Here is a 21,770-nt window from a genome sequence, read left to right as displayed (position 1 = left end):
GCGATGACACTTGAATGTACGTAAACAGAAATAATCATTGCCGTTGGCTAAAGCCAAATCTCATTAAGTTAACGGAAATCCCCCAGAGGGGGTAAAGGTCTGTAGTAATAATATATCCAAAAACAACCGTGCCAGAGGTACGGAACACCGGAGTTGTGTACCTCTGGCACACTAAAAATTTGTTATATCTTAATTCTACAAACCTTTTGCACCTCTGGTGCAACCTGTCAATCTCTTAACTTAATTGCTTTAATAAACGGAGCAAAGCGCAAACTCTTAAGGGCTTCAGTCCAAAAAATCAGGAGATATAATCAACATTTACTTCCTTGTATGCAATTTGGTTAAAGCAAACTGCCCTATTCTATCGCCTTCATCAACACCATTAGTGATTGATGGCATATAATGAATACCACCATAAAACCTGCTGATAGCTGCTTCTTCGGCTGCGGCTTTAAATGATTTGAAATTACGGGCGGGAATAGAAAACTCCATTTCGGTTGAATCAGTAAACGAAAACTCATCACCAAATAACTTGCTTAACACTACTGCCGAAGCGGTAGAAACTACGCTGTGCCCGCTGGTATATTCAGGAAAAGGTGGCGTTTGCAGCAATGGCATCCAGCTTTGATCAATATACTGGTTGATATAAGTTTCAGGCCTGATCACTTTACTGCGGTATTTTTCGTCCCAGCAATTGATAAAACTATCCGCGATAACCACAGCTATGCTGGCATATGCTTCGGAACTTTTTATATAATCGGCTTTAGCTTTACGGCAGGCCAGCGCGGTAATATTGATCCAATGCCCTCCCGGCGAAATTTTTTTGGTGGCAAACATCGTGTGCCCATTGATATTCACCTTAAAAGGGTTATCGTCCCAAAAGGTGGCAATGGTAGCCTCGTCATCGGTCAGGTGCTTACCGGTATCATATACCTCCATAGCCAGCTTATAAAAATTACTGCCTGGAATATTGCTGAAAGTAAATGGATGAGCCGGCTTAAACTGCTGGGCCGAATCAAGCAAAAACGGACGGATCTCATTCCAGTGTGGTTCAATTCCTTTCATGTAAGCCGGTGGAGTAGGCTTCCAGCTGGCATCATCAGTTTGCACATCATATTTTGATAGTGAACGGGTATGTTTATAATTATCCTTGCTTGCCCACTTGATTATCCTGTCGGCAATAAGTTTACCGTATTCTATCGAGTTGTTGTACACGCTATCGGGCATCCCGGTTTCTTTAAACTCGCCCATCAGCTTGTCATGAAAACCTTCAATCCGGCCTTCACTCATGATCAATATTTTGCCAACGGTTAAAACAGCATGGGATGCGGATAATGTAAAGCAGTATTTTTTTCCGGCGATAGGCTTCGGTACAGAATCCAATCCTTTCAATTGCCCTTCAAGCGACTGATAATGCTTATCACCATTACGCGCCGCCTCGTATGCAGCTACACTGATATAGGCATAAATGCGACTGGCAACAGGAGGCGAATAAATGTCATGCCGTACCACATCAGTAACATCTTTGATAGACCTGTGAATAAAATCAGGGTTTTCGGCCGGCTTTTCCCAGCTTTTTTTACTGCATGATGAGCAGGCTATAATAACAATGAGGGCAAAGTATAATCTCTTCATTATGATGAACAGAAAGGCTTGATCAGTTTAATTGGTTTATCCCTCAAACAAGGGTTCTGACCAAAGCTAACAGTTAATAAATATTAAAATATGAGCCGATAGTAAATAACTAACTTTTGATACTATTTGCAGAATCTGGAATTGTAAAATCCATTTTCTTTACGGTGGCTTATTGCATTAAAACCAATAACTTAGAGCTTAACCAAAGCATAAACCATTAATAAATTATTAACCGTATCTGCATGATAAAAAGTTTACCCAAAGCGTTTAAACTATCTACCTTATTGTTGCTATTTTTAGGTGTTGGCTGTTCAAAAAAATCATCCGGCCCAACCCTATTTAAACTGCTTGACGCGTCTCAAACCGGCATCGATTTTAAGAATACGATTACCGAAAGTGACAGCATCAACATCCTCAATCACCCGTATTTGTACAATGGCGCAGGCGTTGGCATTGGCGATTTTAACCACGACGGCTTACCCGATGTTTACTTTGCCGGTAACATGGTTGCCAATAAATTATACATCAACAAAGGCTCACTTACATTTAAAGATGTTACCGATGCCGCCGGTGTTGCCGGCAATGGCGATTGGTATGCAGGGGTTTCGGTAGTTGATATCAACAACGATGGCTGGCTGGATATTTACGTTTGCTCATCCTTTAAAAGTGATCCCAATCATCGCAAAAACCTGTTATACATTAACCAGGGAGCTAATAAAGATGGAGTACCGACTTTTAAAGAATCGGCTGCTGCATACGGTCTGCAGGATACCGGTTACAGTACACAGGCTGTATTTTTTGATTACGATCATGATGGCGATCTTGACATGTACCTACTCACCAACTTTTTAGGCAAGGAAACCCCGGTGGCCTATCGCCCTAAATTAACTGATGGCAGTGCTCAGAACAACGACCGCCTTTACCGCAACAACGGCAACGGTACATTCACCAACGTAACCAAAGAAGCCGGTATCTTGATAGAGGGCTTCGGTAACTCGGTTTCTATCTGCGATGTAAATAACGATGGCTGGCCAGATGTTTACGTGGGTAACGACTTTATTTCAAACGATTTGCTTTGGGTAAACAATAAAAACGGAACTTTCACCAACCGCGCCGGTGAATACTTTAAGCATACAGGCTGGTCGGTAATGGGATCAGACATGGTTGACATCAACAACGATGGCAAGGCCGATCTGGTATCGCTGGAGATGCTGCCCGAAGAGAATGTCCGCAAAAAAACCATGTTGGTTGGCGATAATTATATCACTTATATCAACAATAAAAAATTCAATTACGAGCATCAATATATCCGCAACGTGTTGCAACTGAACCAGGGCCAAACACCTGCAGGTCACCCGCAATACAGCGAAATGGCTTACCAGGCAGGCATTTATCAAACCGATTGGAGCTGGACACCATTGGTAGCCGACTTTGACAATGATGGCTACCGCGATATGATGATCACCAACGGCTATCCCCGCGACGTAACAGACCTTGACCACGCCCTGTACAGTAATGACCAGGGCCGTACTGTTAAAGAAAACACTACGCTGGCTGCCGCCGATTCATTTCCGGTTGTAAAAACATCAAGCTATGCGTTCAGAAATGCGGGCGGCTATTTGTTTAAAGATCAATCGAAGGATTGGGGCATTGTAAAACCTACTTTTTCAACCGGCGGTGTTTATGCCGATCTGGATAACGATGGCGACCTTGACCTTGTGATCAACAATATTGACGATGATGCTTTTGTGTATGAAAATACTGCCAACAGCAAAACCCAGGTAGCTAAAGATCATAATTACCTAACCGTTGCCCTGCAAGGCGATAGCAAAAACGTTGGCGGCATTGGCGCTACCATCCGGATCTATTACAAAGGCAACCAGCAGTTTTATGATCAGCAGCCTTGCCGCGGGTACATGAGTACGGATGACGCGCGCGGGCATTTCGGTATCGGCGCATCAACTACTGTCGACTCGTTACGAGTACGCTGGCCTGATGGTAAAACCCAACTGCTTACTGGTGTGAAGGCAAACCAAACGCTCACGCTCCAATACAAAAACGCAGCGGGCTATTTTCCGCCCGATGCTGCGGATAAAATCGTCCCGGTATTTCAGGACGCAAATAATGCTACCGGTATAAAATATGTGCACCAGGAAAAAGATGCCATCGACTATAACATACAACCTACCCTGCCACATAAACTAAGCCAGTACGGGCCTGCCATAGCCGTTGGCGATGTGGACGGCAACGGCTATGATGATTTATTTGTGGGAGGCGCTGCCGGCAACAAAGGCGTATTTTTTATGCAGGATGCCAGCGGACATTTTACGATGGATAACAACCGTTTCCTGAACGAAGAGATTAAAGACGAGGAAGATATGGGAGCCCTGTTATTTGATGCCAATGGCGATGGTTTTCCGGATCTGTACATAGCGAGCGGCAGTTACGAATTTCAGAAAGGGCATACCACCGCGCAGGACAGGCTTTATATCAATGATAAAAAAGGCCATTTTACCCGGGATATTACAGCGGTACCTGTAGAATACGATAACGGTTCATGCGTTCGCGCGGCAGATTTTGATGGCGACGGCGACCTTGACCTTTTCGTAGGTTCAAGATCTGTTTCAGGAGCTTATCCTTCCTCGCCGGTTAGTCACTTACTCAGGAACGATGGCGGTAAGTTTACCGACGTAACCGGTCAGCTTTGCCCGGAACTGGTTCATGGAGGCATGATCACCGACGCCTTATGGTCGGACTTTGATAAGGATGGCAAAACCGATTTGGTTGTAGTTGGCGAATGGATGCCGGTTACCTTCTATAAAAACAACGGGCACGGTTTCAGCAAAATTAAATCGGGTATTGACGACCATGTGGGCTGGTGGAACAGCATTGTTGCAGGCGATTTTAACAATGATGGCAATATTGATTATGTGGCGGGTAACCTGGGGCAAAATTCAAACTTCAAAGCATCATTTGAACAGCCAATGACCATTTTAGGTAAAGATTTGGATGGTAACGGATCTTTCGATGCCATGATATTTTGCTATCTGAAGGACGAAGACGGCTCACAAAAGCCGTTCCCAATGCATACCCGCGATGACCTGATCAGTCAGCTCATTTCCATCCGCAAAAAATATCCAAGCTACCGCGGCTTCGGTCACGCTACCATGAATAATCTGTGGAGCGATAAAGATAAAGAAGGCGCCGTGATCCTCAAAGCAACTGATATGAATACCAGCCTCATCACTGGGAAAGGTAACGGAACGTTCAGCATTAGCGCCTTACCACAAGACGCACAAATGGCTCCTGTTTATGGCATGATAACTAAAGATGTTGACCATGATGGCAATCTTGACCTATTAATGGTAGGCAACGATTTTGGCATGGAACCTTTCACTGGCCGTCATGATGCTTTTATGGGTTTATACATGAAAGGTGACGGAAAAGGCGGCTTTACTCCGCTGTCAATAGCCCAAAGCGGTATCTACGTGGCAGGTGATGGAAAAGCCTTGGCAAACATACAAACAGCCAAAGGCGCTTTGCTGGTAGCTACTCAAAACCAGGATAGCGTAAAAGTATTCCGCAATACCGGTGCTAACGTTGTCAAGCGATATATCAAGCTAAAACCTGATGATTTTTATGCTGATATTACCCTTAAAAACGGCAGCAAAAAACACGTTGAGTTTTATTACGGATCAACATACTTGTCGCAATCATCACGTGTATTAGAGTTAGATGCTAATGCAGACGATGTGACAATAACGAGTTATAATGGTGGGAAAAGGAAGGGATAAAACAGCGAAAATACGTCATTGCAATGGCATAGTTCAATAAACCCGCCGCCGCTCGGCTCCAGCCGAGTGGCAATTATTCTCAGGCCTCTGGCCTGCTACTCCGGCTTCGGCGGCCAGAGGCCGCTTGATAGTTACCACTCGGCTGGAGCCGAGCGGTGGCTTTTTTTTAGGGTAAGGGTAAAAAGAAAACGCCCGGGCAATATGCCCGGGCGTTTTCTTTAATACATAAACCCCAATTTACGGTTTAGTTTTGCTCATTGCTGAAATGCCGGCGTCGATATACTGACCGCCTACAGTTTGGTTGCAATGGATAGCTATCACATTTTTACCATTCAGTTTTATCGCGTCCTTGCTTTCCTTAGTCATTTGGATGATGGCATAACCTGATGTATAGCCTTCTTTTATGGCAGCCTTAACACCATTGATATAAACCTCGCAGGCATCATCATGATGTAATGACAGCACCAGATCATCCTTATTCACGTTAGATACATTTAGCGTAAACTCCTGCCTTATCCAGATGTCTTTGCCGTCCCATACAGTTTTTACTACTGCTCCCGGAGTGTTGGCAGTACCAAAGCCAGCTTCGCCTGATTTCCATGCGTTATCATCAAATTTTTCGCCAAACCAGCCATCGGCAGGTTTATCAAAAGTGTATTTCCAGGTACGTGCTTTATCTTTTGATGATGGCAACACCTCGCGGATATACTCTTCATCGTGAATGATCTTATCATTTGATGCCTTGATAGTTGCAACCGGACCTTTTACAATTTCCCTGTCGTAAGTAAGCAAACCGTTCAGCTCAACTTCTACGTCGGTAGTTTCGGTGTATACCGCGGCACTTAAGCCCTCATTTGTTTTGTAGATCACAAGATCGTTGGCAAACTCATCATACAGGTTGGTATAAGCTTTTTGGTTATCCATCATGACGTACGTCGGGCCTGTTTTCCAAACGTGACCGGGAATAATATAACCGATACCGCCATATTCTCCGCAGGCCAACACCTGTGTTTTGCTTGAGGGAGCAGCAGGCGGCGGATAGCTGTGAATATCCAGGAAATCGCCCACACCAAAATGGCTGCCACCGCTGGCTTGATTGATTAAACGCGAATTATCCAGTTTACGCACCAGGCTAACCAACTCTGGCGTATTGTGCTGTCCTTGTGATTCGTTAAATACCACCCATGTTACAATAGAAGGGGAATTCCAGTGTGTTTTAACCATGCGGGTAAGTTCTGAAGCATAAGCAGCTGTATCAACCGGTGGCGTGTGCTCAGTGTAAGAATTAGCCGAAGGCATATCCTGCCAAATCATCAAACCCAGTTTATCAGCCCAGTAATACCAGCGGTACGGCTCAACTTTAATGTGTTTGCGCACCATGTTATAGCCGAAATTCTTGATCATTTGCAGATCATTCTTGATAGCCGCGTCGGTTGGTGCAGTGTAGATACCATCAGGCCAGAAACCCTGATCTAACGGACCAATCTGGAATAGAAATTTATTATTCAGGAAAAGCTTTTTGTAACCATCCTGCTCGCCTACCGAAATTTTGCGCATACCAACATAACTGCTGATGGCATCAACCTTTTTGCCACCTTTTTCAAGGGTGATATCCAAATCATACAAAAACGGTGAATCCGGTGACCATAATTTGGCGTTAGGAACCGGTACAGTAAATTCGGCATTAGGCTTGCCCGAAGCTGTACTTACAACCTTGCTGCCGTCTTTTACTTTTACGTTAACCGTGTAACCTGCCGCAGTCGCAGCATCTACATTTAATTTTACTACCGATTGATCAATATCTGGTGTGATCCTGATATCGCTGATGTTTACAGCAGGAACCGGCTCTAACCAAACTGTTTGCCAGATACCGGTTGTTGAGGTATACATGATACCCTGAGGATGCAAGGTTTGTTTACCCCGCGGAAAACCTCCGTCATCAGTCGGGTCATAAACACGCACGGTGATCTCCTGCTCGCCCGCGCTTTTAATAGCTGATGTAATATCATAGCTGAACGGATCATAACCGCCCGTATGTTTGCCAAAGCTTTTGCCGTTAACAAATACTTCGCTTTCGTAATCAACTGCGCCAAAATGTAGCAGAATATGTTCACCTTTCCATGAAGCAGGAACGGTAAACTTACGACGGTACCAGATGCGGTCGTGTTGTTCCATTACGCCGGACAAAGCCGATTCAACCGGAAAAGGCACAAGGATGGTTTTCGATAACTTGCCTTTAGGCACTGCCTCGGCGGCGGTTCCTGGTTGGTATTGCCACAGACCGTTTAGGTTCATCCATTTTTCGCGTGCCAGTTGTGGACGTGGATACTCTGGCAGTACGTTTTTCGGGTCGACATCTTTGGCAAAGCGCGTCATTAAAACGGCTTTTTTGGGCTGCCATTCCTGTGCATAGGTAAGACAGGGCAACGCGGCAGCGGCAATTACAATAAACTTTTTTATGTTCATAATTGTAGGTTATAAAGCCGGCTAAACAGTTCCGACAAACGATTTAAACCGGCCATACAGGCTTTTGAATTAATTATTTCGCACTAAAAGTATAGGATAAATTGAACCGATTTTAACGTTTGGTTACGTTTGATTGGTTTTGAAGAAAAGTTGATACGATTTGTTGCAGGTAACAGCCCGTAAACTAAGAAGCAGGAAAGAGATTATCCTTTCCTGCTTCTTAGTTTATAATATCATTTAACGTAAAGACGCATCACATGCGTCTTTTATTGAACAACAAATCTACCATGATCTGCATGTGGGAAACGCATGTGACGCGTCTCTACAATAAAATTACTTTACAGGTTTCACCCCTTCGCTTGTCATAATAACCCGCTTAATGCTGCCGTCTTTATTGTAATACAAATAATCGATACAAACCGAACGGTGAAAACTTCCGGCATCAGGCACCAACGCGCCGTTATGATATATAAAATACCATTGGCCTTTAAATTCAATAATAGCTTGGTGATTGGTATTGGAGTTACCTGCCAACTCATTAATGATCCCCTTATATTCCCACGGACCATTGATGCTTTTGCCCATCGCATAAGCTATCTTTTCAGGAAATTCATAAGCGTACGACAGGTAATACCAGCCATTACGGTAATGTACCCACGGCGCTTCGGTATAATGTGGCAGGGTAATGGTTTTGATCTCGCCGTCAAGTTCGGTCATGTTGCTTTTTAGTTTGGCATAGTAGCAAATGCCATTACCCCAAAACAGGTAGGCCTGTCCATCTTTATCAATAATTACCGTTGGGTCGATATCATCCCAGGAATGTTTTACAGCTTTGGTCATGTCATTGGTCACTAAAGCGCTGCCCCGGGCATCTTTAAACGGCCCCAACGGACTGTCAGATACAGCTACCCCAATAGCCTTACCCGGAATTGTACCATGTTCCACCGCTACATACCAGTAAAACTTACCATTGCGCTCAATTACCTGCGAAGCCCATGCATCGGCTTTAGCCCATTTAAATTCTTTAACATTCAAGGGGGATGGATGTTCTGTCCAGTTTACCATGTCAGATGAAGTAAAGCAAGTCCAATCGTGCATGGTATAACCGTTATGTCCTGGAGCAGCTTCATCATGTCCCGTGTACAGGTATACTTTATCCTTGTAAACCATAGCAGCCGGATCTGCAGTATACTTATGCCTGATAATAGGATTGCCATCCGAATGGAAAGTGGTATCGCGGGATGTGGCATTGGCATGTGTCAGGCTACCAAGTGCCAGGCCTAATGTGATCAGATATTGTGATATTTTCATATGTTAATCAATTTTAAACTCATAGGCGTTAAGCCCACGGCCTTTCTAATTCCCTCCCTCGGGAGGGGCGTGGTCGGTATGTGAAGTGGCAGGGAGGGGTTTATGTGCGCTGCCAGCAAGTAGGAAGATCGATGAAACCCCTCCCTACACCCTCCCAGGGGAGGGAATCGCACGGCCCTTACTTTGTTCAATCTACTTCACTCATTTCCTTATCACCGCCCATCCATCGACCCAATTCAGTTTCTCCACCCTCAATTTAGAAATCCCCCTATCTGCCGCGTCATAACCATGAAAAATGATATAATCAACTCCATCAAAAGTACTTACCCCGTTATGGCCTACACCATACCAGTTAGCGTCGCCGGCCAGCAGAATGCTGCCGCCGCCTTTGTTCATGGCTATACCCTCCTTATCCAGGTATGGCCCTTTCAGTTTTTTTGAACGACCGATGATCATTTTGTAAGTGCTCTTCGGCCCTTTGCAGCAATAATCTATCGAGGCAAACAGGTAAAAATATTTATCGTGCTTAAATATATAAGGCGCTTCAATAGCATTACCACCTGCGTCAACGGGGTTGCCATCAACGGCCGGCAGGTTTTCTGCCGCTGCCTTTCTACGGGTAGCTATGGTTGGAATCTTGCTAATATCCTCCGCAACGCTTAACCGGTCTTTATTCAGCTTTACCAGTTTCAGCCCATCCCAAAACGAGCCGAATACCAGGTATGGCGTTCCGTCTTTATCTGTAATTAAATTAGGGTCGATAGCGTTCCAGTTAGTTTTACCGGGGATAGATTGAATTACCTTACCATGATCGACCCATTTATAGTTAGCATCGTTGGTATGAAGCGTAGTATTGGTTGCTACGCCAATGGCCGATGTATTTTTGCCAAACGCGGATACAGAATAGAACAGGTAGTATAATCCGTTGTAAAAAGAAATATCCGGAGCCCAGATATGACCTTTAAAACCGGGAATAGCGTCAACCGCCCATTGTGGGGCAGCGGCAAATACCGGTTTCTCAGCTTTCCAATGCACCCTATCTCCCGACGACCACATGGCAATACCATTACCCGTGCAAAAGATATAATAAGTACTATCCTGCCGGGTCATTACCGGGTCGTGAACCGATATATCAGTCCTTAGTTCCTGGGCATTGCTTATAATGCCCGGGAACAATAAGGATATGATCAGAAGGATCTTTTTCAAGGGTTATTTGTTTTTAAGCCTTACTATTTTGAACGAGTACGGCTCAAGCGCCAGCTTCAGGGTATTACCAGAGATATCAATGGTGCTTTCAACCGGACTAACTGCTGTAGGTGCGGTCAGTGAGTTTTCGGCGTCCTTGCTGTCAGCTTTTAGCGTCGTAACCGTAGCCTGTTTTTGATAGCCTTTTGAACCGGTAATTTTAAAGCTCACATTTTGTGCCGATGTGCTGGTATTCACAAATTTGATCACCAGTTCATTGGTATTCTTATCCAGACTGGCTGTAGCATAGCTATCATTTTGCCCGGCTACAGCTTCATTGTTTAATGTAAGTGGCACCACATCGGTACCTTTATTTACTGAAAACAATTGCTGCACATAGTAATTTGGCGTAGCATAGCTTTTCAGGTTATCAAACCAGATGAGGTTTGGTGTCCACTGCCAACCTTCTACGTGGGCAAAAAGCGGGGCGTATGAAGCCATGTTTACTACGTCGGCATTACGCTCTAAACCAGTCATGAAAGCAGCCTCAGACAGCGCGCACTCCCAGTTGTTTTTATTATCCGGGTTTACTGTAGATACGCTTTGCGCGGCATATTCACCGGCGAAGATCTTAGGGCCTTTACGGTCATAGTTATCATAACGGCGGGCATTATCCCTAAACCATTTTGCCGGCGCATAATAATGCTCATCTAAAATATCGGCTCCCAAACTACGGAACGTTTTATTTAACAGGTCAAACTCTTTGCCTTCAGGTGATGGGCCTAAGGCTGATACAATCTTCACATTAGGATATTTAGTTTTGATAGCCTTGGTGAAAATTTTCCAGCGGTCGATATATTGCGGCCCCCATTGCTCGTTACCTACACCAATCATTTTTAAATTAAATGGTGCCGGGTGACCAAGATCGGTACGCAGCTTACCCCATTTGGTGCTGGCATCGCCATTGGCAAACTCAATCAGGTCGAGCGCGTCCTGCACATAAGGATCAAGCTTATCCAACGGAACTAACTCGCCGGTATTAAATTCGCAGGCCATACCACAATTCAGGATAGGCAGCGGTGAAGCACCAATATCTTCGGCTGTCAGGAAATACTCCATGAAACCCAGACCGAAAGTTTGGTAATAATCAGGTGCCGGACGATGTTTAAATTCGGTATTCCAGCGGTTGATGATGTTCTCGCGTTTATCAACCGGGCCTATGGTTTTTTTCCATTGATAGCGATTGTTAAGCTCACGGCCTTCAACGATACATCCGCCCGGGAAACGTAAAAAGCCCGGCTTAAGATCGGCCAGTCGCTGTACCAGATCTGCACGCAAGCCACCCGGACGGTTTTTCCAGGTATGTTCAGGGAACAGCGAGATCATATCCATATCAATAACACCCTTGCCGCTCATCCAAACATAAAGTTGCGCTTTCGGTGTTGTAGCAGTCGATTTAAATTTTACGCTGTAACGGTTCCATTCTTTATCAGTTGGCGTAAGCTCTGCCTTTCCTATAATGTCGCCGTTATCGCCATGCAATTCAATGTTTAGCTTTACATTGGTGTCGCCTTCCTGTTTAGCTATTACCGAAAAGCTGTATTCTTCACCCTCTTTAACACCCATACCACCGCGGAAACCCTCGTTTGAGAAACCGTAAAAACCGGCATCGCTTGTGATATAGCTTTTTATAAAATGAGCATTCTCCGGGCGCTCAACAGCACGGTTAATCACTTCCGTGCGGCCATCGCCTCCATCCTTCTTCTGTTCCTTCCATCCCATCAAAGGCATGTTGAACTCGAACGAACGATTTTTTACCAGCTCGGCATATACACCACCATCGGCAGCAAGGTTGATATCCTCAAAAAATATCCCATACATGGTAGGCTGAATATGCGCCTTTACCTTATCCGCGGCAATGGTATATTGTGTTTGCGCGTTTGCCATAGCAAAAGCACCGGCCGCACACAACGTTAAAAAAGTCCTTTTTAACATGATTTACTTATTTAGAAAATTTGTAAATGGTAACTGTGTGGTAGGTTTCTCCCGGTTTTAACACGGTTGAAGCAAAAGCAGGCTGGTTTGGCGCATCAGGAAAATGCTGGGTTTCCAAACAAAAAGCCGACCGGTACGGATATGCTTTGCCGCCTTTACCGTCTTTAGTTTCGCCGGTTAAAAAGTTACCAGAGTAAAACTGCAGACCAGGTTCTTCGGTAAATACCTCCATAGTAATACCGGTAACAGTACTTTTAGCGGTAGCTACCGGCGTGGTAAGATCATGTTTGTTCAATACAAAATTATGATCGTAACCTTTGCCGTTTTTTAATTGCTCATCGGCAGCACCAATATCTTTACCAATAGCTTTTGATGTGGTAAAATCAAACGGGGTATCTTTAACCGGTTGTAATTTACCGGTTGGGATAAGTGTGGTATCCACAGGCAAAAAAGCATCGGCGTTTATTTGCATTACGTTATCTGTAATAGTAGGGCTGCCCGCGCCATTCAGGTTAAAATAAGCGTGATTGGTTAAGTTAACAATGGTAGGTTTATCGGTAGTAGCTTTGTATTCTATTTTCAATGAGTTATCATCACCCAAAGTATAAACTACGGTCGCGGTTAAATTACCGGGATAACCACCTTCACCATCTTTTGAAACATAGGTAAGTTCCAGTTGTGAAGCGCTTAATTGCTTGGCAGAAAATACCTTGCCATAAAAACCATTAAAACCGCCATGCAGGGTATTTACGCCATCGTTAATATCCAGCTGGTAAGCTTTACCATCAAGCGTGAATTTGCCTTTGGCAATGCGGTTGCCATAACGACCAATGATGGCGCCAAAATATGGCTCCTTTGGTTTTTGATAGCTTTTCACCGAATCATAACCTAAAATAACATCGGTAGCTTTACCGTCTTTATCAGGCACCAACAGGCTCACCAGCCTGCCGCCATAATTAGTGATAGCTGCTGTTACGCCGCCGGTATTTTTAAGGGTAAAGAGTTTTGTTTTTTGCCCTTGTACATCGGCTTCAAAATTTGCCGAATCGGGTATAGCATGGGTAGTTACCGAAGTTGAATCTTTCACGGTTGAATCAGTTGCTTTAGGATTACCGTTGCAAGCCGCGAAAAGTGCAGCCGAACAGCTTAACATCATTAATAAATTCTTGTTATTCTTCATAATTTGAGGTTGTTAGCTTGCCTTTTACAGCATTACCGTTTTAACTATTATAATTTCCGGAACAAATAAATTGGCTTAAACTGATAACTAGTGATCAGCGAGACCAATGTATAAAAATTAATTTATAATTGTTAAAAAAACACTTAAAATATTTAATTAAAAAAAGCCCGCCTCGCGCGGGACTTTCTTATTCAAAAATCAAATATTTCAACCATTTACCAGAACTTCACATAAAGCATGGTAAGCAGTATAAGCGTAACTATAATTAATGCCATGGTCGATTTTTCGACCTTGAACATACTGCGCGGAATTTCAAGCGCTTTAGGGTTAACCTTCGGTCCGGCTAAGCTGATACCTATCGTCACGATCATAGTGAACAGGAACGACAAGCCCATACAAATCAGGAAAGGGATCTCATAACCGCCTTTGCCGTTAGGGAAAGCCGTGTAAAGGAAAGTTTCGTGACCGAACAGTTTAGGCGCGTAGTTATTGAACAATACCGACATGCCAAAGCTTGTTAAAATACCCGCTATAGCAGCCGCGCTGGTAGTGCGTTTCCAGAAGAAACCTAAAATGAAAATAGCAAAGATACCCGGGCTGATAAAGCCGGTATATTTTTGAATGAAGGTAAAACCACCCTCACCGCCTATGCCCAGCAAATCTTTCCAGGTAAGTATGATTGAGAATACCAGGGCAGCCACAATGGTAAGCCTTCCGAATACCACCATGTTTTTTTCGCTGGCCTCTTTATTGATATGCTTTTTGTAAATATCCAGCGTAAAAATGGTAGAGATACTATTGGCCTTACCCGCAAGTGATGCCACAATCGCGGCTGTAAGTGCCGCTACCGAAAGGCCTTTTAGACCGGTTGGCAAAAATCCAAGTATTGCCGAATAAGCATTATCTATTTTGAAGTGCCCGCCGGTTGCCATCTCCTGTTGTAAAGCGCCGTTTTTGTACAATACATAAGCAGCGATACCCGGTAAAACTACAATTACAGGCATGGCCAGTTTCATTAAACCGGCAAATAAGATCCCGGTGCGGGCAGTTTTAAGATCGGCACCCAAAGCGCGTTGGGTGATGTATTGATTACAGCCCCAGTAGTTCAGGTTCACGATCCACTGACCGGCGAAATACATGGCGATACCAGGCAGGGCCAGATACTTATTGATCTCTTCCTGTGGTGCGCCCGGTTTAGGTTTAGCCATCATCATTCTGAAATGCTCAGGAGCATCGCTCATCATTTTGTTTAAACCGGCCATAGCATCTTTACCTAAACCAAAATGCTCGCTCACCAAAGTAAGTGCGATATAGGTTGTAGCCAAACCGCCAATAACCAAAACCAAAACTTGGATAACATCAGTAAAGCCGATTACCTTCATACCACCAAGGGTGATAAACAGCGCGAAAATTGAAAGCGCAATAATGATTTCATGCAAGTAGCCACCGCCCATCAGGTTGTTGATAGCCAAAGCACCCAGATAAAGTATGGAGGTAAGGTTCACCAGCACGTACAGCAACAGCCAAAATATGGCCATGATAAAGCTCACCGTTTCGTTATAACGGTTATGCAAAAACTGCGGCATGGTGAAGATCTTATTTTTGAGGAAAATTGGGATAAACCACACAGCCACTATGATAAGCGCTATAGCGGCAACCCATTCGTAGGCTGCTACGGCAAGGCCTACTTCAAAGCCCTGACCGCTGGTGCCTATAAATTGCTCGGCCGATATGTTTGAAGCAATCAGCGAAGCGCCGATAGCCCACCAGGTGAGCGAACCTTCGGCCAGGAAAAAGTCATGACTATCGGATACGCCTTTGATCTTTTTACGGCTGTATACCCAGTACCCGTAGCCCGTAACTACAATAAAATAGATTACGAAGATCACGTAATCGATAGTTGCAAATTTGTTCATTATTAGGTTTAATGGATTGTTGGTTAGTTTAAATTCTTCTTCTTTTTGGTTAGTTATTCTTTTATTTATTCCCTATCAACCCTCTCCTAAAGGGTGAGGGTTTTTATGAGCCTTTGATTAAGTTTATATTCTTCTCATTTTTTCAACTTGAATTTGTGGAATTAATGAATTGACAGAATGCTAAGCGAATTCTACAAATTCTTTAATTCCATGAATTCAAGTTTAGACCATTCCGAAATCGATATCCGAAATTTCAAATTCACAATGGCGTTGCCTTCGGCCCGGGCTATCCGCTCATACTGCACAGGCCTTAGCCACATGGCCGGTATCCGCTTCTATCCCTAACGCAAACCGCGTTTTTTTACCTCCGCCGCCGCTCGGCTCCAGCCGAGTGGTAACTATTAACGGCCTCTGACCGCCGAAGCCGGAGTAGCAGGCCAGAGGCCTTGGGATAGCTGCCACTCGGCTGGAGCCGAGCGGCGGCATTTTCCTTTTTATAGCTTATTGCTTTTAGAAAGTATTACAGCTTATAAGCCGCGTCATTCCACCTGATCTCGTTCCTGAACTGATCAAGCTTGGTGTCTTTACCTATGCGTAAAAACTCGATACCTGCCATGTCTGCAAAATCATTGATCAGCTCAGCAGACAGATTTTGGCTGTATGCGGTGTGGTGTGCGCCACCTGCGTAGATCCATGCAGCGCAGCCGGTTTTCATATCCGGAAGCGGTTTCCAAAGTACCCTTGCAACAGGCAGTTTTGGCAAATCTTCAATAGGTTCAATAGCTTCAACCTCGTTTACAATTAAACGGAAACGGTTGCCCATATCCACAATCGAAGCGTTTAATGCTGCGCCACCGGCTACGTTAAATACCAAACGTGCAGGATCGGCCTTGCCGCCAATGCCTAAGGCATGAACTTCTAATGCTGCTTTTCCATTAGCCAGGCTGCTATCTACCTCAAGCATGTGTGAGCCTAAAACTAAAGCGTTGTTCGGGTCGAAGTGATAAGTGTAATCTTCCATGAAAGCGTTACCGCCTGCCAATCCTGCACCCATTACTTTGAAAGCACGTACAAGGGCGGCAGTTTTCCAGTCGCCTTCACCGGCAAAACCGTAACCATCCGCCATTAAACGCTGCGAGGCAATACCCGGTAATTGAATCATGCCATGCAGATCTTCAAAAGTATCGCTGAAACCTTTGTAACCGCCATCCTGTAAAAACTTACGTAGGCCAAGTTCAATTTTGGCAGCGTCATAAACCGACTGATACCTTGCGCCGCCTTGTTTAAGATCATCGGCCATGGTATACGTAGCTTCGTATTCATCGGTAAGGGCTTTAACTTCCGCGTCGCTGATGCTGTCAACTACAGCTACCAGATCGCCAATACCATAAGTATTTACCGCGAAACCAAATTTCAATTCGGCCTCAACTTTATCACCATCGGTTACCGCAACAAAACGCATGTTGTCGCCGAAACGAACAAATTTAGCACCTTGCCAGTCGTACCAGCCTGCAGCTGCACGGCTCCAGCTTTCAATATCTTTCAACACCTCGCTGTCCTGCCAGTGACCAACAACCACTTTACGGTTAATGCGCATGCGCGATACCATGAACCCAAACTCCCTGTCGCCATGGGCGCTTTGGTTAAGGTTCATAAAGTCCATATCTATCGAGCTCCATGGAATATCGCGGTTATATTGTGTATGCAGGTGTAGCATCGGTTTTTTAAGGATGCTTAAGCCCCTGATCCACATTTTAGCAGGCGAAAACGTATGCATCCAGGCAATAACACCGATACAGTTTTCGGCAACATTAGCCTGCTGTAAGGTGTTATAAATTTCTTCGGTTGATTTTACAACGGGTTTGTATACCACGCGCACCGGGATATTGGCAGCGCCATCTATACCTTTAGCTATTTCCTGTGAGTGCTCGGCAACTTTTTTTAGTGTTTCTTCTCCGTATAAGTTCTGGCTACCTGTAATGAACCATACTTCAAATGTTTTCAGATCGATCATTATATATTAATTATTGATTTAGCGAATTATTGATTTAATGAATTGGTTTAGTTTTTTGGTGACAGTTTAAATAGTGCTGCACCATGTTTATTTATTTTTTGCTGATAGCCTGAGCTGTACTGGCCAACATCCTGCTTTTTCCACAAATCGCGTACGATTACTTTACCTTTCAGGCCCAGATCTTTAAAATTCAGGGATACGGTTTTGTCGTCATCTCCAATATTGAAGAAGGCGACATATAAATCCTTACTGCCAGGAATCTCTGAATACCAGATCATAGCGCCATCTTTTTTGTACAGTTGTTTTGGATGTGCACCTTTTTGGTTCACCGCTATTACCTCATCATTGGTAAAAAGCTTCAGCTCAAAATCACGGTTTTCGGGCAGGTTACCGCCAAGCATCAACGGCGACTGGAAAATACTCCAGAAAGTCATGTGCGTATATTCTTCATCCTGGGTAAAGCGGCTGAAACGCTCCTCTCCAACCGGGCCACGTTTGCTCAGTTTACCAATCTGGATCATATCACAATCCGGCCAGTGTCCCGGGCCGCCCACGCCTTCCCAGCTTTTGGCATAATCAAACATGTGCAGGATCTCTTTCCAGTTATCCCAAAAATCATCGGCCATACGCCACATGTTAGCATATTTGGTGGCATGTGCTGCCTGCGCAACAGGAGTTTCACCTGGCGACAGGCTCAGCACAACCGGTCTGCCGCATTGCTGAATCGCTTTTTGGTAACCTTCAACCTCGGCATTGCTGTACGGGCGCGAAAGGTCATCTACCTTAATAAAATCTACTCCCCATGAAGCATAAAGCTCTAACAGCGAGTTCAGGTATTCCTGTGCGCCGGGTTTTTTCATATCCAAACCATACATATGGTTCATCCATGGGCATTTTGAGTTGGTATCTGCTACCATATCGGCAGTGATGCCATTGGTACCTTTTACCGGTGATTTTGACCAAACGGCCTGTCTCGGAATACCGCGCATCACGTGGATGCCAAATTTCAAGCCTTTACTGTGGATATAATCGCCCAGTGGTTTAAAACCGTTACCACCAAAAGCCGATGGAAACTTGGTAGGCTGTGGTGTTAACCTTCCCCATTTATCCATAGTAAGCCATGGCACATATGAGCCATCCTGCAAACGCAATTGGAATGGGTTGCCGATGTTACTTCCCGGAGGGTTATCGTACGACCATAAAAAATCCACAACTACATACTCCCAGCCATGTTGCTTCAAATGCTCTGCCATGTAATCGGCATTGGCTTTTACCTCATCTTCATGTACTGCCGAACCAAAACAGTTATAACTGTTCCAACCCATTGGCGGTGTAGCTGCTACTTGCGCCGATAACCGGGTGCAGGCGAAAAAACAAAGCAGCAGGAAAAACAGATTTATTTTTTTCATCAGGTTTATTGTCCGTAATATGAATCAGGTCCGTGTTTGCGCTCGTAATGTTTTTTAATCAGCGCATCTTTTAAGCGGGGGGCGCTTCTGTCAATTTGCTCTGTAAGGTAGGCCATCTGGGCTACAGCTTCAAGTACGGCGCTGTTATAAACTGCTTTTTCGGCGGTTTTACCCCAGGTAAACGGTGCGTGATTACCCACCAATACCATTTCAACCTCTTTATAATCCAAACCTTTTTCTTCAAAGCATTCCATGATCTGGAAACCGGTTTGATACTCGTAGTTACCTTTGATCATTTCGTCATTCATAGGTGGAGCACAGGGAATATCAACCGTTAAATGATCGGCGTGGGTAGTACCGAAGATAGGGATATCACGTTGAGACTGTGCCCAGGCAGTTCCGTAGGTAGAGTGCGTGTGCACAATACCATTGATACCATCCCAATGTTTATAAAGCACGGCGTGGGTTTTGGTATCGCTTGACGGGCGAAGGTCACCTTCAATAGTATTGCCATCAAAATCAACAATCACCATTTTTTCGGGCGATAGGTCTTCATAAGGTACACCGCTTGGCTTAATGGCGAATACGCCTAATTCTCTGTCGGCAGCGCTTACGTTACCAAAAGTGAACAGCACAAGGCCAAGTTTAGGCAGCTGCATGTTGGCATTATAGGCACTAAGCCTTATATGGTCATATTTACTCATTTCGTTATTATGCGTTTTGCAGTTCAGGATTATTTTTCAGGGCAACCTCGGCGGCAACAAACCGTCCTAATGTGCTGTATTGATTATAGCGTTGCTGATAAACCTCTTTCAGCGCGATGTTTGGCTCATAAACCACGTCAAACCCACGGCCCATGGCTGTCATGGCTTCTTCAATAGTTGGATAGATACCAGCAACAACTGCCGCGAACATGGCCGCGCCCAAAGCACAGGTATGTTTAAACTGGTGAATACGGATAGGCATACCCAAAACATCGGCCATCATTTGCATCACAAAAGATGATTTTTTTGCCACACCACCAATACCGATAATGCCTTTTACCGGGATCCCTTCGCTGATAAAACGATCAACAATGCTTTTGGCGCCAAAACACGTAGCCTCGGCCAATGCACGGAATACTCTTGGTGCATCGCTACCTAAACCTAAGCCGGTAATTGCGCCTTTTAATTCCTGGTTGGCATCCGGCGTACGCCTGCCGTTAAACCAATCAATAGCCAGCTCATTACTTTCATCAATTGGTAACAAAGCCGCTTGTCTGCTCAGTTCAGGGATGATCATCTCAGAAATTTCTTCTTTCAAGGCTTCGGCAGTAGCCGCGTCAATTACCTGCGATTGCGACAGCAGGTTGTTTAATGGCCAGGCCAGGATATTCTTGAACCAGGCGTAAGTATCGCCAAAAGCCGACTGACCAGCCTCTAAACCTGTCATGCCCGGAATAACCGAACCGTTAACCTGTCCGCAAATGCCGCGTACCAGTTTACCTTCCATCTCTGATGATGGGGCTACCAAAATATCACAGGTTGATGTACCCATTACCTTGCTCAGGTGATAAGGCTCAATCTGGCCGCCAACCGCGCCCATGTGCGCGTCAAAAGCGCCGGTACCTACAATCACATCGGTTGAGAGTCCCAATATCTCCGCCCACTCCGCGCTAAGATTTCCGGCCGCTTCATCGGCAGTGTATGTGTCTTCATATAATTTATCCCTGAAACCAGCCAGTACAGGATCAAGGGAAACAAAAAATTCTTCGGGAGGCAAGCCATTAAACTCCTCTGCCCATAATGCTTTATGACCGGCAGAGCAACGACCGCGCTTGATAGCTTTAACATCGGCACCACCGGTTAACAGGAAAGGGATCCAGTCGCAATGCTCAACCCATGAGGCCGCGGCGTCACGTACTTGTGCATCAACCCTTAATACGTGTAATAACTTAGCCCAGAACCACTCCGACGAGTAGATGCCGCCAACGTATTTCAAATAATTGGTATCAAATTTTGTAGCATGCTCATTGATCTGCGCAGCTTCTTTAACCGAGGTATGATCTTTCCAAAGCACAAACATGGCATTAGGATTGGTTTCAAAACCAGGAGTTAAAGCAAGCGGGGTGCCGGTCGCGTCAACAGCTACGGGAGTTGAGCCTGTAGTATCAACAGAAATACCTTTTATGTTTTTCGCGATGGCCTCGCCGCCGGCCTGCGCTATACAATCTTTAATGGTGGTTTTAAGCCCGTCGATATAATCCTGCGGATGCTGACGGAATTGATTTTCGGCAGGCACGCAATACTTGCCATCGCGCCAGCGGGGATAATTAAACACTGATGATGCTATTTCTTCTCCGTTGGCGGCGTTCACTATCACGGAACGCACGGAATCGGAACCGTAATCGACACCGATCACTAATTGGTTATTGCTCATATAAAGATTTATAATTATTGTCGAAATAACACTTAATTATTGACAAAGAGAAATTTTATTTAAAAAATTATTCAGGTAAAATCGATTATTAGGTTAACAGAGATGTAAACCCTGTAAAAAAGTCATTACATAAGTAAATCAGACACAGAAAAGACTTGGAGAAAGGGCCAGCGGAGAGGCGATAATTAGTGTTATTTTAACAATATAAAAACATCATTCCGTAGTGGATTTGCTGTTTTGGAATGGTAAAACGTTTAATTTAAGGAGATAATTAAATCATATCCTCATCATGCTTATGAGCAAAATGCGTGCTAAGCCAGTATCGCTTTTATTAAAACGAGGCTCCTATGGAGCCCTAAAATTTTGCATTGCGGAAATTCTATAAACACGATACTCCTACGGAGTTGAAAAGCAATTTTGCTAAAGCACTCCGTAGGAGTATCGTGT

At 44.6% G+C, this 21,770-nt stretch carries 12 protein-coding genes; 1 reads left to right on the top strand and 11 read right to left on the bottom strand.

Translation table 11 applies throughout. The features are described 5' to 3' along the window. Window positions 1-318: 318 nt before the first annotated feature. A complete protein-coding gene (locus tag DUL71_RS22285; RefSeq protein WP_114940102.1) occupies window positions 319-1,635 on the bottom strand; it encodes a vanadium-dependent haloperoxidase in 1,317 nt (438 codons plus the stop codon). 242 nt (window positions 1,636-1,877) lie between these two features. On the opposite strand from DUL71_RS22285, the gene DUL71_RS22280 reads away from it, so the two are divergent. After that, window positions 1,878-5,429, top strand: coding sequence for a VCBS repeat-containing protein (locus DUL71_RS22280; RefSeq protein WP_114940101.1), 3,552 nt, complete (start codon window positions 1,878-1,880; stop codon window positions 5,427-5,429). A gap of 237 nt (window positions 5,430-5,666) precedes the next feature. On the opposite strand, the gene DUL71_RS22275 is transcribed toward DUL71_RS22280, so the two are convergent. From DUL71_RS22275 to DUL71_RS22225, 10 genes are all read right to left on the bottom strand, one after another. Beyond that, window positions 5,667-7,895 (bottom strand): glycoside hydrolase family 2 protein, encoded by a 2,229-nt coding sequence (locus DUL71_RS22275; RefSeq protein ID WP_114940100.1) that lies wholly within the window; start codon window positions 7,893-7,895, stop codon window positions 5,667-5,669. Window positions 7,896-8,228: 333 nt separating this feature from the next. Then, window positions 8,229-9,206, bottom strand: coding sequence for a glycoside hydrolase family 43 protein (locus tag DUL71_RS22270; protein ID WP_114940099.1), 978 nt, complete (start codon window positions 9,204-9,206; stop codon window positions 8,229-8,231). Window positions 9,207-9,407: 201 nt separating this feature from the next. Beyond that, window positions 9,408-10,412 carry a family 43 glycosylhydrolase gene (locus DUL71_RS22265; protein ID WP_208645628.1) on the bottom strand — a complete coding sequence of 335 codons (1,005 nt, stop codon included), beginning with the start codon at window positions 10,410-10,412 and terminating at the stop codon, window positions 9,408-9,410. 3 nt (window positions 10,413-10,415) lie between these two features. Then, complete coding sequence (locus DUL71_RS22260; RefSeq protein WP_114940098.1) at window positions 10,416-12,386, bottom strand: alpha-L-arabinofuranosidase C-terminal domain-containing protein; 1,971 nt, start codon at window positions 12,384-12,386, stop codon at window positions 10,416-10,418. A 7-nt stretch (window positions 12,387-12,393) separates the two neighbouring features. Continuing rightward, the gene (locus tag DUL71_RS22255) at window positions 12,394-13,566 is read right to left on the bottom strand and encodes an aldose epimerase family protein (protein ID WP_244228814.1); all 1,173 of its coding nucleotides are present in this window, start codon (window positions 13,564-13,566) and stop codon (window positions 12,394-12,396) included. 215 nt (window positions 13,567-13,781) lie between these two features. Beyond that, entirely contained in the window at window positions 13,782-15,482 is a 1,701-nt protein-coding gene (locus tag DUL71_RS22250) for a sodium:solute symporter family transporter (protein WP_114940097.1), read from the bottom strand. Between the two features lie 520 nt (window positions 15,483-16,002). Continuing rightward, complete coding sequence (gene araA / locus DUL71_RS22240; protein ID WP_114940095.1) at window positions 16,003-17,496, bottom strand: L-arabinose isomerase; 1,494 nt, start codon at window positions 17,494-17,496, stop codon at window positions 16,003-16,005. Window positions 17,497-17,543: 47 nt separating this feature from the next. Further along, entirely contained in the window at window positions 17,544-18,905 is a 1,362-nt protein-coding gene (locus tag DUL71_RS22235; protein ID WP_114940094.1) for a glycoside hydrolase family 27 protein, read from the bottom strand. 5 nt (window positions 18,906-18,910) lie between these two features. Further along, window positions 18,911-19,609 (bottom strand): L-ribulose-5-phosphate 4-epimerase, encoded by a 699-nt coding sequence (locus DUL71_RS22230; RefSeq protein WP_114940093.1) that lies wholly within the window; start codon window positions 19,607-19,609, stop codon window positions 18,911-18,913. Window positions 19,610-19,616: 7 nt separating this feature from the next. Then, complete coding sequence (locus DUL71_RS22225; RefSeq protein WP_114940092.1) at window positions 19,617-21,323, bottom strand: ribulokinase; 1,707 nt, start codon at window positions 21,321-21,323, stop codon at window positions 19,617-19,619. Window positions 21,324-21,770 lie beyond the last annotated feature (447 nt).

Source organism: Mucilaginibacter endophyticus, assembly GCF_003351025.1.
Classification (GTDB): Bacteria; Bacteroidota; Bacteroidia; order Sphingobacteriales; family Sphingobacteriaceae; genus Mucilaginibacter; species Mucilaginibacter endophyticus.
This window is presented reverse-complemented; position numbering and strand designations above follow the sequence as displayed.